The sequence below is a fragment of the Cutibacterium porci genome (assembly GCF_009696315.1).
In the GTDB taxonomy this organism is placed as follows: domain Bacteria; phylum Actinomycetota; class Actinomycetes; order Propionibacteriales; family Propionibacteriaceae; genus Cutibacterium; species Cutibacterium porci.
This window is the reverse complement of the sequence record NZ_VUMG01000001.1, coordinates 163,877-177,979: the sequence shown is the minus strand read 5'-3', so window position 1 is coordinate 177,979 and position 14,103 is coordinate 163,877. Positions and strand designations below refer to the sequence as shown.

11 protein-coding genes are annotated in these 14,103 nt (G+C 62.9%); all 11 read right to left on the bottom strand.

What is annotated here, in order from left to right:
- Positions 1-14 precede the first annotated feature (14 nt).
- Entirely contained in the window at positions 15-623 is a 609-nt protein-coding gene (locus tag FYJ43_RS00765; protein WP_154561123.1) for a response regulator transcription factor, read from the bottom strand.
- Between the two features lie 5 nt (positions 624-628).
- Positions 629-1,819 (bottom strand): sensor histidine kinase, encoded by a 1,191-nt coding sequence (locus FYJ43_RS00760; protein WP_326833207.1) that lies wholly within the window; start codon positions 1,817-1,819, stop codon positions 629-631.
- 226 nt (positions 1,820-2,045) lie between these two features.
- On the bottom strand, positions 2,046-4,493 hold the full coding sequence (locus FYJ43_RS00755; protein ID WP_229771543.1) for a class III lanthionine synthetase LanKC N-terminal domain-containing protein: 2,448 nt from the start codon (positions 4,491-4,493) through the stop codon (positions 2,046-2,048).
- A gap of 83 nt (positions 4,494-4,576) precedes the next feature.
- Positions 4,577-6,019 (bottom strand): DHA2 family efflux MFS transporter permease subunit, encoded by a 1,443-nt coding sequence (locus FYJ43_RS00750; RefSeq protein ID WP_154561119.1) that lies wholly within the window; start codon positions 6,017-6,019, stop codon positions 4,577-4,579.
- Positions 6,020-6,053: 34 nt separating this feature from the next.
- Complete coding sequence (locus FYJ43_RS00745) at positions 6,054-7,184, bottom strand: condensation domain-containing protein (RefSeq protein ID WP_154561117.1); 1,131 nt, start codon at positions 7,182-7,184, stop codon at positions 6,054-6,056.
- The gene (locus FYJ43_RS00740) at positions 7,181-7,852 is read right to left on the bottom strand and encodes a 4'-phosphopantetheinyl transferase family protein (RefSeq protein ID WP_154561115.1); all 672 of its coding nucleotides are present in this window, start codon (positions 7,850-7,852) and stop codon (positions 7,181-7,183) included. Before FYJ43_RS00740 ends, FYJ43_RS00745 begins: the two co-directional genes overlap by 4 nt.
- The gene (locus tag FYJ43_RS00735; protein WP_154561113.1) at positions 7,849-10,194 is read right to left on the bottom strand and encodes a beta-ketoacyl-[acyl-carrier-protein] synthase family protein; all 2,346 of its coding nucleotides are present in this window, start codon (positions 10,192-10,194) and stop codon (positions 7,849-7,851) included. Before FYJ43_RS00735 ends, FYJ43_RS00740 begins: the two co-directional genes overlap by 4 nt.
- A gap of 5 nt (positions 10,195-10,199) precedes the next feature.
- Positions 10,200-11,204 carry an aminomethyltransferase family protein gene (locus tag FYJ43_RS00730; RefSeq protein ID WP_154561111.1) on the bottom strand — a complete coding sequence of 335 codons (1,005 nt, stop codon included), beginning with the start codon at positions 11,202-11,204 and terminating at the stop codon, positions 10,200-10,202.
- Between the two features lie 26 nt (positions 11,205-11,230).
- The gene (locus tag FYJ43_RS00725) at positions 11,231-13,273 is read right to left on the bottom strand and encodes a GNAT family N-acetyltransferase (protein ID WP_154561109.1); all 2,043 of its coding nucleotides are present in this window, start codon (positions 13,271-13,273) and stop codon (positions 11,231-11,233) included.
- A 30-nt stretch (positions 13,274-13,303) separates the two neighbouring features.
- Positions 13,304-13,810: a 3-hydroxyacyl-ACP dehydratase FabZ gene (gene fabZ, locus FYJ43_RS00720; protein WP_326833206.1), complete on the bottom strand. Its 507-nt coding sequence runs from the start codon at positions 13,808-13,810 to the stop codon at positions 13,304-13,306.
- On the bottom strand, positions 13,807-14,103 hold the full coding sequence (locus tag FYJ43_RS00715) for a phosphopantetheine-binding protein (RefSeq protein ID WP_154561107.1): 297 nt from the start codon (positions 14,101-14,103) through the stop codon (positions 13,807-13,809). The genes fabZ and FYJ43_RS00715 overlap by 4 nt, the downstream gene beginning before the upstream one ends.

The following is a 14,103-nucleotide window of genomic DNA, read 5'->3' as shown; positions in this document are numbered from 1 at the left end:
GGTGTGAGAAACGATCAGAGCCACCCTTCGTGCTGCGCCTTGGTCACCGCCGCGGTGCGGGAGTCGACTTCGAGCTTCGACATCACCATCGACAGGTAGTTCCGGACGGTTCCCTTGCTGAGGTACATCTGGTCGGCGATCTGTGCTGTTGAGAAGCCGGCGGCGACCATCTTGAGGATCTCGGTCTCGCGCTGGGTGAGGGGTGACGGTCCCTTCCGCATCGCCGTGGCGGCGATGTCGGGGTCGATGGCGGTATGGCCGTTCTGGACCGCTCGTATCGCGTTCATGAGGGATGCCCCGGTCATTGCCTTGAGGAGATAACCGTCAGCCCCGGCCGCCAGGGCGGCGTGCAGGTGGCCGCTCCCGGGCAAGGCCGTCAGCAGGATGATGTGGCCCTTGTACCCCATGCTGCGCAACGTCTTCGTCGCCTCAATGCCGGTGGCCCCCGGCATGTCGATGTCGGCGAGGATGAGATCGGGCATGAGACGGGTCGCGCAGGTCACGAGTTCGTCGCCACGGCTGACCCGTCCGACGACTTCGAACTCAGGCTCGATCGACAGCAGCGCCTGGAAGGCCTCTGCCACCAGTTCGATGTCCTCGGCTATGAGAATTCGTGTGGTCATTGGCTTCACCCTGTCACAGTGGCGATATTCGAGGATTGGAGGTTCGAGGGTCGGATATTCGACGATTGTGGGGCAGGAAAGGTGCACCTGAGCTGAAATGTACTTCGCGATGGGTGGGATGCCACAAGGGATCCTCCCAGATCTTCAATCTGGGAGCGAAGATGGGCGATGCCGGTGCCATGGCCACCGTCGGATGACCGTAGTGCGGAACAACCATTGTTCGTGATGCTCATGTCGGTCGGCGTGATCGTCACCTGGCAGGCGTTTGCTGTGCTGTGTTTGAGCATATTGGTGATGGCCTCCCGCAGCACCTGGGCTGCGGCGGAGTCGAATGGCTCGGGTGGGTGCCCCTCGTCGGTCAGATCGAACCGGATGCGCAGACGATCACAGAGGGACCGGGCGTCGGTGATCTCGTCGGGAAGGCTGGTGTTCATCTCCGCCTGGATGATGGAGCGCAGCTGTTTCTGCCCGTCCGTGATGGCGTCGTGTGCGGCGTTGAGCTGTTCCTTGGCGCGTACGGGGTCGCGGTCGACGAGGTGGAGGGCGGCCTGCTGGCGCATGGATGTTGCGACGAGGGTTCGGCCGATGATGTCGTGAAGGTCACGGGAGATGCGGTGACGTTCGGCGTCGATGCGGAGGCGGGCGATTTCCTCCTGGGAGGAACGAACCTCGATGAGGGTGCTGGCGAGTCGGGTGAGGGCGTACAGGTTGATCGTCACCGCGATGGTGATGAGCAGAAGCAAAGCAATTGAAGTGGCGGATGGATGGACCAGGAACATGTCCGCGAGTCCGAGGAGGAGAACCACGAGTGTAGCCACTTGGCCCCATCCGCCGGGAACAAGTAGTAGGGCAAGAGTGATCGAGGTGCCGAACAGTGCCCATGAGTGCATAAACCATAGACTGATGACACCGAGGACGACGATCCCCCAACCGAAGCAGTATCCACCGGTGCCCAAGGCCAACCGCGCGCTGTGCGCCTGGCCACCATGGCGGACCACCCTGGCCTGAACCCACATGAACCCAACTGCTTGGACAACCCCTGCTGCGATACCGAGTACGCGGTCGAACACCGAAAAGTCCGGACTCTTCGGGGTGACCATGGTCAACACCACCACGGCGAGGAGGAGAAAGACAATGACTCCGGAGCCGATGAGCAGACGTCCGGAGCCGTTGAAGAGGGATCGCGTCCGTGACACGGGGACAGCGTAGTAGGTAGGTTCCCGGATCGCCAGATACGGATCAGGGAATGTTAAATCACGTGCACCAAGCACCGATGGACAGGACAGAGCACGGGAAGCCGGCCAGATCGGACGAGGAAACGTCATCCATTTCCAAGGATTGCATGCTTTCAATCGACACGAAAACTCCTTGCGTCGCATTGTCGATGGCATCCATCAGGGATGTCTTTTCTGTGGACGTCTCTTAGTCTTCCGGAGCCCATGGGGTTGCAACAGATCCGATCGTCATCAAGTCCTCATGACACCTGTCACCAAGAATTCCGAGAATTTTCGCGATGTTCTTCCATGGGTGGTCGCTGAGAGTAAGCAGGGCACCGGCAGACCCCGTCGCGACGTCGGAGGAAAAACGCAAGCCGTGGAGTCCCAACATGTGGCTGGTGGTGCCGTCGCCTGTGATCGACCACGCAAGGCGCATCATGTGGCGCTGCACAGCGGCGTTGTCGTCGCCGATGAGTTGGCGAAGCACGACGAGTAGTCCTGAACGTCCCAGGAGGAGCCCGGACGACTCGGTCAACGGAGAACGACAGGTCCGGGCCACGGAAGCAACGGTGCCCGCGTCTCCGAGTGCCTCTGCCAGGGGTCCGCATGCGATTGGTCCTTGGCCAAGATACGGCCACTGAACGCCTCCAGCTTCGGAGATGAGTGCACCGTCGATCGTGACGGTCGTGGACAGCGCCAACTCCAGTGCAATATTCGCGAGGTGGTGGCGATCGGGCAGCGGCGAAGACAGCACGGCCAGACCCACGCCTTCCCATCCGGTGAACAGGCCGTTCGGCAAGGGCCCGTCGGCGTCGCGAATCACGGTGGCAAGTCTTTCCCAAAGTGTCGATGCAGCTTGGGCGAGGCGATCCGACGAGAGTCGTCGCGACAACGTCTGGAGGGCAGCAGCCCGGCCCGCCAGACCAGTTCCCAGCGAGGGGTCGATCGGTGTCTGCGATGAGGAATCAAGGACGCCGGTACGGTCAAGGAGTTGCGCGGAAAGGTCCCCTTCGCCGCACATGGACAGCCCCAGCGCGATGCCCTCGACCCCGTCGGCCAGTCCAGGCAGGAGGATTGGCTGTGACGACAGGCGATTGGTGAGCCAGGAGACATGATCCGGGTCGATTTCATGACCCGTGGCCGACAAGGCAGCCAGTACTCCTGCAGCCCCGTGCATGAGACCGAGCTCAGCTCCTGGATGCTGGAACAGGTATGGGTCGGAGGGGAAGAGGCGATCCGTTCTCGACGGTGTGGCCGAGGCTCGGATCCCGTCGGCCAGTTCGGTGCACAGGTGTTCGAGATGCGGCATCATGTCGGGAGCCGGAGGAGCGGTCATCGTGATGTCCTCAAGGGCCGCGCGGGTGACGAAGGATCGAAGTTCTGGGCGTCGGGTGAGCACAGGACCTGACGTCGGGTCCAGCAGGAGGGCGTGAATGTGTGCGACGGCCTCCAGATCGCAGGCATCCTTGTCGGATCTGAAGGGGAGTGCGGTCAATCCGGTCGAGACACTCACCCCATCAATGGACGAGGACTCGAAGTCAGTTGCGAAGAGATCATTTCCGACGTGGATCAAGTTCGCTGGATGAAGGTCTCCGTGAACAATTCCACATTCAGACAGAATCTGGATCAGATCTTTGAGACTTTCCATTGTGTCTTGACGCCAACGGGAGAACTCGGCATGCGACATTCGGCTGGAACCGTGTCCCGAAAGAGGGTGGAAGCGAGCCATTTCCTGGTAGAGGGTCATGCCCTCGAGGAACCCCATCACGAGGAAGGTACCCTCCGGTGTTTCCAAAAGATCGATGGGCTGCGGGGCGACGCGGTGTGGGGCAAGACGTTGCAACACCTGGAATTCGTGACGTAGCCGGGCTGGTGCGTCGATGCCGTCGGCGTCTAACCCGCAGAGGTGTCGGGCCTCCTTGATTACGACAGGACGGTCGTCCTGCCACAGCGCCCGATACACCCCTCCTGCATTTGAACGGTGGAGGAGTGTGACGTCATGGATGGGAAGAACCGTGCTGGTCGGGTTGGTCCTGCGAAGCTGTTGGATCCACGGTGTGTCGTGAGCTCGATCATTCGTTGTTCCCCTGCGATCGGGAATTGTCGTGCCCGGCAGGACCGGGGTGGGTGCACCCGTCGGTGAGAGCGCCCATGCTTCCTGGAAGCTGCCGTGACGCAACCACACCGGAGAGGAGCCGACTCGCAACTCCCCGTGAATGGATGGCGAGTCGACGTCACGAAGAAGGTCGGCCAGGCCGACGCAGAACTCCTCGAGGAGCTCCGGGGCGGGATAGCAGGTGCACACCTTGCCACTTTGGACCCGATCTGCGTACTTGAGCTGGCTGGCATGGACCAGCCGCCGTGTGCGTAGGACCTTGAAGGCAGTGTCCTTGTGGACGCACCATCGCGCCACGATGGAGCCAACGGATTCCAGATCCTGCGGGGTGGCTGCTACATGGACCTTCCACCCGTACGTCATTCCTGGTGGCTGGGGTGGGAGGTGGATCTGCCACGGTCCGTCAACGGTCGACGTCCACCCGGGCGCGTCTGCCGGCATCACCGAGATGTCTCCGGTGAGGCAGGGGGAATGCGGTGCCCAAGGGACGTCGTACCATGTCGGACTGGCCAAGGTGAACGGGATGTGGGACTTCATGGCAGGCCTCTTCGAGTGCTCGGACGCTTCAGTCAGCGCCGGATAGAGCATACGGGGTACCGCAGAAGTCGAAACAGTTCACATCACAGCTCAGAGCACCTGCGTTCCGCACGGGCCAGGGCGAACGCGGGGATCAACGTCACGGACGTGGCGCCGAGGATCCAGATGTTCGCATAAGAGAACACCGCGGGACTGAGACCACGCACCAGCATTGCCTGGTGATGAATGACGGCGATGATTACCGCGGTGGCGATGGTGCCACCAATCCGTTGGAGAAGGTTCAACTGTGCGGAGGCATCGGCCATGGCAGTCCGGGATATTGACTCGAATGCCCTCGTCATAGCCGGAACGATCGTCAGGCTGATTCCAGCCCCTCGCACTGCCAGGCATCCCGCCAACAGCAGGTAGGAGGTGGTGCCAGTCAGCCACACCAGAGGCAGGGTTGCCACGAGACTGAGAGTGATGCCGAGGGCCATGGTGAATCCCCCGCCGATCTTCTTCATGAGCGTGGTGCACAGAACGCCGGCGACAATGACGCCGATGCCTGACACTGACATGACGAGACCGGTTCGAACGGTGTCGAGGTGACGCGTCGCCTCCAGATACAGAGGCATGACGACCATGGGCGCGTAGAGACCGAATCCCAGAACCGCAACGTTGAAACTCGACCATGAATACACCGGATTTCGGTACAGCGAGACGTCAAGCAGTGGTTCAGTGGCACGGCGGATGTGGAGGAGGAAGATCGCCCAGGAGACGATGGCCAGCAGGGCGATGGTCGTGAAGGCGGTCATGTTGCGCGACGTGGTTCCCATGCGCGAGACCCCCAACACTGTCAGGACGATGGCAGCGCTTCCCGACAACAGGCCGAGGACGTCGAGCTTGCGGTGTCCGATGTGGGCCTCATCCGGATCAATGCGTAGGGCTACGACGAGGAGAACAGCAGCAATCGGTACGTTCGCCCAGTAGATCGCGGGCCAGCCACCGCATCGGTCGACGAGGAGGCCGCCGACAGTTGGTCCGATGAGTGGAGCGATGAGCTGGACGCTGCCGTTGAGTGACTGGACCTTTCCGAGGCTCTCGCGTGGCACCCCACGAATGAGCAGAACGGAGGATGTCGGGATGATGATTCCGGCAGCCGCTCCCGAGATAGCCCGCGCCGTCACCAGTGTCCACACTGACGGGCTGAGTGCACACATCACGGATCCGATGAGGAACGCGGTCATCGAGGTGATGAAGGTGCGTCGCGGGCCAATGCGATCGATGATCCAGGCAGATGCCGTCATGGTGGCGCACAAGGCCAGCAGGTAGCTCGTGAGAACCCACTGCACATTGCTCATGCTTCCGAATCGGGCTGTGGTTGCGTGGAGTGAGACGTTGACGACCGTCGTGTCGAGCATGACCATGAGGGTGGCGATCATTGCGACCACCATCGAGCTCACGGTGTTGCGCGGCGGTGCATCGGACTTAGCTGTGGGTGGATGAGTGGTGATGGATGTGGGAGCCAGGACGTCTTGGGTGGTCATGGGTTGATCTCCTGGGGAGTGGGTCGTGGAGGCGTCAGTCCGCCATCTGGTCGTTGATGAGGTCGAAGAAGGTGTCGATGATCTGGGGGTCGTCGTCGAGACGGTGGGCGATGGTGACGGTTGTGGCGTCGTTTACCGTGGAGCTGCTGATGAACATGCCCGAGTAGGGAACGAGCATCGGAAGGCTGTGCATGGCCACGGGTGTCAGGGTGGACGTCCGGAACCTGGAGATGTCGAGCTTTCCGTGGTCGGAGATGATGGCCGCGCACGGGAAATTCCCGTCGAGTCCGTCGGTCTGGCTCCCGACCAAGGTGGTCGTGAACGGGTTGTTCTGGCGGAAGTCCTCGCTGATCATGGCGAGGTCGTGCTTGCGTGCCAGAGCCATCAAGAGGTGACCGTGGATGCTCTTCCACGGCTGACCGGGCTGGATCGTCAATGGCAGCTGCGCACTCAGGTTCGCCGTTGACCTCAGGTGCGGCAGATGTCTCCGCAGGTCGACGGGGATGATGACCATCACCGGGTGATCGATCATTCGGGCCACCGCCGCGCCGATCCGGGCGCTCATCGCACCGGGCGCCGAAGGCCAGGCTCGGGATGTCCAGTGCCGGTGGTTGTCCTTTCCCCCCAACGGGGAGCGAACCGGATCCCGGCGGGTCACATTGGGTTGGGGTCTTGAACTGGCACCGAGGGACCGTGCCGCTTCGACATCGGTCTCGACGTCCGGGCTGCCGACCGGTTCACGACCGTCCACGGCTGCCAACAGGTCGACGAGGAAACGCTCCATCCCTCGACCGTCCGTCACAGCGTGGCTGGCCGCCAGGACGACTCTGGTGCGGTCCTCGTCCTGGAAGACGTGCACCGTTGTCACAGGACCCGTGACCAGGTTGATGTCGTCGTGGAATTCCTTGACGTCGTTGGGATCGTCGACCCATTCGTGGAACACGACCGGGCACGGGTGTGAATTGTGGGCCCAGCGTCGTGATCTCCTGACGACCGCCATCCCCGGGTTGGCAGCGGTAGCGACCCCAGACGCGTGATGCCAGGTCTCGGCGGGGACGGTTCCGTCGAAATCGATGACGGTGTGGATGGTGGGGTGGGGTCCTCGGGTGGCAATGTGGAGGTAGCCTCGTTCGATTCCCGAGATCCGCCTTGAGTAACAGGTCATGAGATGTCTCCAGTGTTGAAGCCATTGAGGGGTTCCGGTGCGCTGAGCTGGCCATGCGTTTCGGCGTAGCAGCGCCACCATCGGATCTTTCGGGGCCGGTCGGAGGTGACGGCCACCGCGCCGACGCCTGTGACTTCAGTGCTCCAGACCCAGAACTCGTCGACGACGTGACGCCATCCGGGTCGCCACTGTGGCAGCCTCACGTGACCGAAGGTCTCCTTGGTCAGACGGGATGCCTTTACGAGTGCCTCGCACTCGGCGAACTCGAGAATGGACGCCCGCCGCGGCAGCCTGACCAGGTCAGCGATGAAGTCGAGTGCGCCGGGTCGCTCCCGGGCGTCCTGGACGTCGACGCCGATGTGCCCGTCGGTGATCAGACCGGACAGGCTCCATCCGGGAATGTGAGACACCGAACCGTGCCAGGGGGTCCCAGGCCAGTACCAGCGTCGTGACGAGTCGGTCATCGGGCGCTCCCCGATCTGCGTGCCGTGCAGAAGCTCCGCTGCCTGTTGCAGGAGATAGCGTCCCGACACGGAGGTGGGGTGCCCGCCACGATCACGAGGCGTGTGACAGTGGTGGGTGAGGACGCATTCGATGGAATCGGCGTCCGGAACGTCAACCGTCCCCACCTCCACTGACGAGCGGCACGGATTCGCGAGTGCGGTCATCGCGCCTGCACCACCATGGATGCGTAGCCGCCTCCGTGGGAGAAGGCATTGACGACAATGACGTCGCCGGGAGCCGGCGAGGATCCACGCAGTGCCGCGAACAGTCCAATTCCGGCAGCCGAACCGAAGGTCTCTCCGACGACGGACTTGGGGTAGATCGTCGGCGTCGAGGAGAGTCCGGCCAACTGCCTGGCGGCACGCTCGGCTCGGTCGACGCGACGGTGTCCGCCGGCCGCCGAAACGACAGTCGCGGCCTTCGATGAGTCAAGATGAGCCTGGTCCAGCGCAGCGGTCATGGCCTTGGCCCATGCCCGGCCATCAGGGGCGGAGCGGCCGATCCCCACGGATTCACCACGGGCACCGAATCCTCGCAGGGTCGCGATGGCGGAGGCACCGCGTGCTTCCGCAGTGTCGACCGCTTCGACGAGGACGCACACGGCTCCTTCCGACAGCACAGCGCCAGGGCCGTCCACCCGGTGACGGTAACCAGGGAGTTTCGTGACGGTCTGGACGGCGATGCTGGGGAACTCGTCGGCGACGACAACCATGATCCGATCGGCAGCTCCGCGCCCAATGACTCGTGCAGCGAGCTGCAGCGCCATGATCGAGCTGGTGCCTCCGCAGGCCAGGGTGGCGGTGTAACCGCGGTACCGGTTCAACATCGCCAGATGGCCGGCGGCTGCGTTGACCACGGTGTTCGGGAACAGCAAGGCGTTGGCACCATCGGGCCCCTGACGAATGATCCCGTCGTTGAACTGAGTGACCGCCGTCACGGGACCGTAACCGGTGGCGAAGATGATCCCGGTTCCCTCGGACTCCTTCCGGCTCAACTTGCCGTAACTGTCATGGAGATCGTTCACCGTCGCGCAGGAGATGATTCCCAGGGGGTCCATGCGTCGGACCTTGGACGGGTTGAGTCCGCGAGACAGGGCCTCGACGTCGACCTTGCCGCTCTGGAGGTCCTCGCCCTCCCACGACTTCTCATTGGTCCGCCAGACCGGCGAGCCGGTTGCCAAGGCCGACAAGAGTTCCTCCGAGTTGCCGGCGGCGCCCGCCAGGGCGGCGATACCGGAGATCCCCACCTCACGAACCGGGACTGGTTCTACATGGACGCTGTTCCTGCCGGGCTTGGTGATCACGATCGACGCATTGTTGCCACCGAACGCGAAGGAGTTCGAGATGACGGCTTCAGGATTCGCGGGGCGAGCATGCTTCGCGACGATGTCGAGACCGGTTCGTGATGCCTGGTCGCGGTTGTTGATGGTGGGAGGGAGCACCCCGTCGTGAACGGCCTTGATCGAGCAGACTGCCTCGATGGCCCCTGCGGCGCCCAGAGTGTGCCCGATCGCACCCTTGACGGAGCTGACCGGCGGCAGGTCAATGTTCTTGAACAGCGACCTGATGGCTTTCGGCTCGACGGCGTCGTTGGTCGGGGTCCCGGTGCCGTGCAGGTTGACGTAGCTGACGTCGCCCGGCTTGAGTTGAGCCGATCGCAGGGCAGCATCCATCGAGTTGTAGGCGCCCTTGCCACCGGGATCAGGGGCAGTCTGGTGGTAGCCGTCACAGCTCGTCCCGTAACCCGCGATTTGGGCCATCACCTCCTGCTCCCTCGCAGCGGCCACGTCGGCCTTCTCGAGCACCATGAATCCGGCACCTTCACCGAGGGTCAGGCCGGATGAACCTGCCATCGGGCTGCATGGTTGCTCGTCGAGGGCTCCCAGACAGGTGAACCCGTTCGCGGAGATCTGGGCCAGCGGATCGACACCGCCACAGACCACCAGATCGACGTCGTCGGACCACAACAGTTCCGCGGCGTAGCCGATTGCCACCGCACCTGCTGCACAGGCATTTGATGTGACGATGCGGGGCCCACGCAGGTCGAATTCGGTGGCCAGTTGATCGGCGACGCAGTGCAGCTGCGAGCTTGCAGCGGCCCCGGCGGCCAGGATGTCGGACTCGATCGCCCGACGATGGGTCGCCTCAAGGGTGGGCATGGCGCCGAGGCTCGATCCCACGACCAGACCCACGCGGTCCCTGTCCACCGAGTCGAGGTCGACGCCGCTCATTTCGAGGGCCTCGCGCATGGCACGGGAACCGAGAAGATAGCAACGATCGATCGAGTCACAGTCCGGTACGGGGGCGACACCGGCGCATGGAATTGTCGTGCCGGAATCATCGAAGGTGATGTTCATGGTGATTCCGCAATCGCCGTTGAGCAGACTCGACCAGCACTCGTCGGTGCGGAGCCCCTGGGCGGTGACCATGCCCACGCCGGTCACCACGATGCTGCTGGTCGACTCGGCGGGAGTGGCCACAGTGCCTTTTTCAAGGGTGATTGTCATCGTCGTCACCCCAGCTTGTTGAGGCTGGAAGCGGCGACGACACGCGGGAGGGTGACCGTGACACCATCCTGATCGCCGACGGTCAGCGGAATCGTCGAAGCCCAGAAGGGGGCGTCCACCAAGGCGAAGAGCAGCTCCTCGTCGGGGTTCGTGGACGGGGCGACGTAGACCACGACACCGACGCTTTCACCCCCGGCAGTGATTGTCTCGCCCACAGCGGGACGATGTCCCGCAGGCACGGCCACGGCGGTGAGACGGCGCTGGTTGCGGACGGGAACGGTGAGGTTGTCTGAACCGTGGAACTCCCCGATTCGCTGCCAGTCGACGAGCCATGCCAAGTCGGCCTCGGCGACGTCAAGGTGGTGCACCCCCATTGCGTAGTAGGGCATGCCGGCCTCAGCCTGGACTCGGGCCAGAGCGTCCGCATCCACGGCCTGGCCCCCGATCTCCTCAGCTCGACCGAGGAGGGTGGTACGAGCGATGTCCGGGGAGTTCGAGACCAGCAGGTACCCGTACTCGCCGGTGGTTCCGACGCGAGCCAGCCATGCCTCGGAGCCTTCGGGTGCGCCAGGAATGACGACGTCGGCCACGGCGTGGAGGACCAGACCGGCCACGTCGAAGTCGAGCAGCTGCTCGGCGATCTGCCAGGAAAGCGGCCCCTCAACGGCAGCAGCTCCCCATCCCTGCGGGGCGATCTCCACGGATACGTCGCCATCGGTGTCGAGACCGTCGAAGTAGGAAGTGAGGGCCTCGTTGTCGATGTCGGTGCGAGGCAGCAGCCACGATTCCTCCTCGCGCTCGATGTGGAGGAAGATCGTCAGTGGCAGGCCGTCCTCAGTGAGGGCGAGGCACTCGCGGGTGGTGTCGGGATCGACGAAGTCGCAGGAACGGGAGAGGAACGAGTCAAGGAACTCGAGTCGGTCCTCACCGGTGATTCGGACCAGAGGTGCGGAGGGGATGTGAAAGCCGACGGTGGTACGGAGGGCCTGGTACTGGGTGATGGTGGTCATGGTGGTTCTCCATTTCTTGGGGTGTGTTATGCGACGCAGGTGTAGTCGTTGCTTCGTGGGTTGTGGGTGGGCAGTTGTGAGGTGATGGCGAAACGCCACGTGGCGGATCCAGATCGTGCTCGGGCGACGCAGCCGACGAGCAGTTGTCCTCGGATGGATCGAAGGAGGATCTCGGGAGAGTCGGTCAGGTCGTGGTCGGGTTCGATGAGGAGCCATCCGCCTTGGCTGAGTGGGATGGCGCAACGGGTGGTCCAGCGTTGCCACGATGTCGCGGTCGCCAGACGGGTTGTGACACCGTGGTCGGACGTGCGAATGCATTCATCGGTGGCACAGTTGGGAGTCAGCCAGACGACCGTTTCCCCATGCATGTCCGAGGTGGTGACGTCGATCGTCCAACCGGTGTCGGCCGCTCCGCTGAGTGACCAGGAGAGGACGCCGTCAGTGCTGGTCATGGTGTCGTCCGCCAGCGACCACTCGCGTCCGTCAGATCCCCACCCCATTCCGTGGCGTCGATTGTGACGGTCAGGTTCCTGGCTGACCCACAGGCCGGCCCGCCAGTGCGGGTTCGATCCCAGAGACCGGACGTGAGGCCATGGCGATTTGAGGACCTTGGTGGTTCCAACGCGCCAGGTAGTCATTCCTCCTGCGGCCGGCTTGAGGACGACCTTGTCGGTGTCTGCGAGGTGGGGCGGGAGATCGGTGGTGACATCTTCGGCTGGTCCAGGTGCCGATCGAATGATCATCGTGAGGCACGCGGTCCCCGTTTCGTCCAGGACGATTCGTCGGTCGACGAGGGTCGAGTGAATCAGAGTGGTGCGCCCGCAGGGATCGAGCTTCACTGAGATGTTGCCCTGCGACCAGGTGATGGGCGAGTTCGCGTTGACCGGAACACCCGCCGTGGGGATTTGCGATGCGTCGCGCAGGGCGACGCCGAGGCCGCTGGACGCTAGCTCGAAGCTGCCCGGGGTGGTGTCGGCTGTCAGATAAGCCTGGCGCAGATTGCACCATTGGTACGTCCGCAGTTGTGTCCCCGGGGTGCCGTCCATGCGGATCGTGACCCTGCCATCGGTGATGGTGGTGGTGCACGTGACGCCCTGGTCGTCGCGGACAACCAGACGGTTGTCATGGATCTCGCTCCGGTAGGAGGTCGCGGGGCCTTGTCGCCAACCGTGAGCACGATGGGCGCTCGGAGACGGCCACGACATGGCGAGGACCGGTCCCCAGTGGTTTGCGGTGCTGATCTCGATGACACCCGAATGAAAGGCGACCTCGAGAACGTCGTGCAGTAGCCGGACGGAGTCAGGAGAAGGAGTGCCGGGCTCATCGGGGGCGGGTGAGGACTCGATGATCCGTTTCGGTTGAGGCCATGCCGGGTTGCTCAGGGTCGCCTCCACGACGGTATGGGAGGTGGTGTCGACCACAGCCTCGATTCGGGTGTGACCGATCTCGATGGCTTGAGAGATCAGCTTCCTGCCGTTGACGACGGTGACGTCGTGGGACAGGTCGAGCGGGCGCCCCTCGGTGAGACATCCAAACGAGGTCATCTCCCCCAAAGTGCGCAGTGTCTCAGGGTCGAGTTTCCTGATACATGCCCTGATGATCATGGGCATGAAGTTGTGGAGCTCGATGTTTCCGTCCTCGCATGCGTCGGTCGCTCCCAGACAGGCGCAGCCGACCTTGCGGTACGTTTTGAGGGCCGGTGTATTCGTCGGGTTGACGGTGAGACGGATGACATCGGTGCCTTGGGCCAGGCATTCACTGATGACCTCAGCGATGAGTTGGCCCGACACCGTCGACATGCGATGGGAGGGGGCGACGTAGAACATGTCGGCGAACACTTCGTCCTCAGCCATGGTGTGACGACCGTTGGTGCGAAATGCCCCGAATGTCCCCACGATGGCTCCGTCTTCCTCGGCGACAAGGAAGGTCATCGATCCGCGCTCATCGATTTCTTGTTGGAATTGTTCGGTGGTGATACCTCCGTCAACGGGATTCGGAGCGTCCGAATGGGTGTTGTAGAGCTGTACGATCGCTGCTGCGTCGCCTGGTTCGTAATGGCGAACGATCATGGGATGTCCTTCTGATGAGTGGGTGGGGATTCACCGCTCGGTGACGATGAGCTCCCCCTGGGCGACGATGTCGCGACCGTTGAGTGCCTTGACATAGACCTCGCGCAGGGACCCCAACTTCTCGCCGAGCTGGGCTTGGAGAGTGAGCTGATCCCCGGGTACCACAAGGCGTCGGAACTTCATCTGACGGATTGCCCCGAGATAGCCGACGTGGGAGCGAGCGTCCTGTGACGACATGTCAGGGTTGTTCTCGATGGCCTCGGCGACGTAGATGACCGCCACTAGCTGCGCCATGGACTCGACGATCATGACGCCCGGCATGATGGAGTGGTCGGGGTAGTGACCGGCGAAGAAGGGTTCGTTGACACTGACGGACTTGATGCCCTTGCCAGACTTTCCGGGAACGACGTCATAGGCCCGGTCGATCATGAGCATCGGCCAGCGATGCGGGAGCATCCTCTTGATGGCGTCACTGTCGTAGGAGAATTTCCTCTTCTCGCTCGTGAGCGTTGCTGAGGCGACGGTGAGGGCACTCACTTCTGATTCTCCTCGATGAAGTCGACCATGGCATTGATGGACCCGAAAGCCTTGGTGTCGTCGTCGTTCACCGAGACTCCGAACTCGTTGTTCACAGTGACGACGACCTCGAGGGTGTCGAGGGAATCCATCTCGAGTCCGCGACCGAAGAGCGGCTGGTTGTCGGAGACGTACTCGGGCTTGGTCTCCAGGCCGAGCTTCGAGATGATCTCCTCCTTCAGATGCCAGGTCTTCTCCGCACGCTCTTCGGCACGGGCACGGATGGCGTTGATGTTGTTGGCGATCTCAGTCAT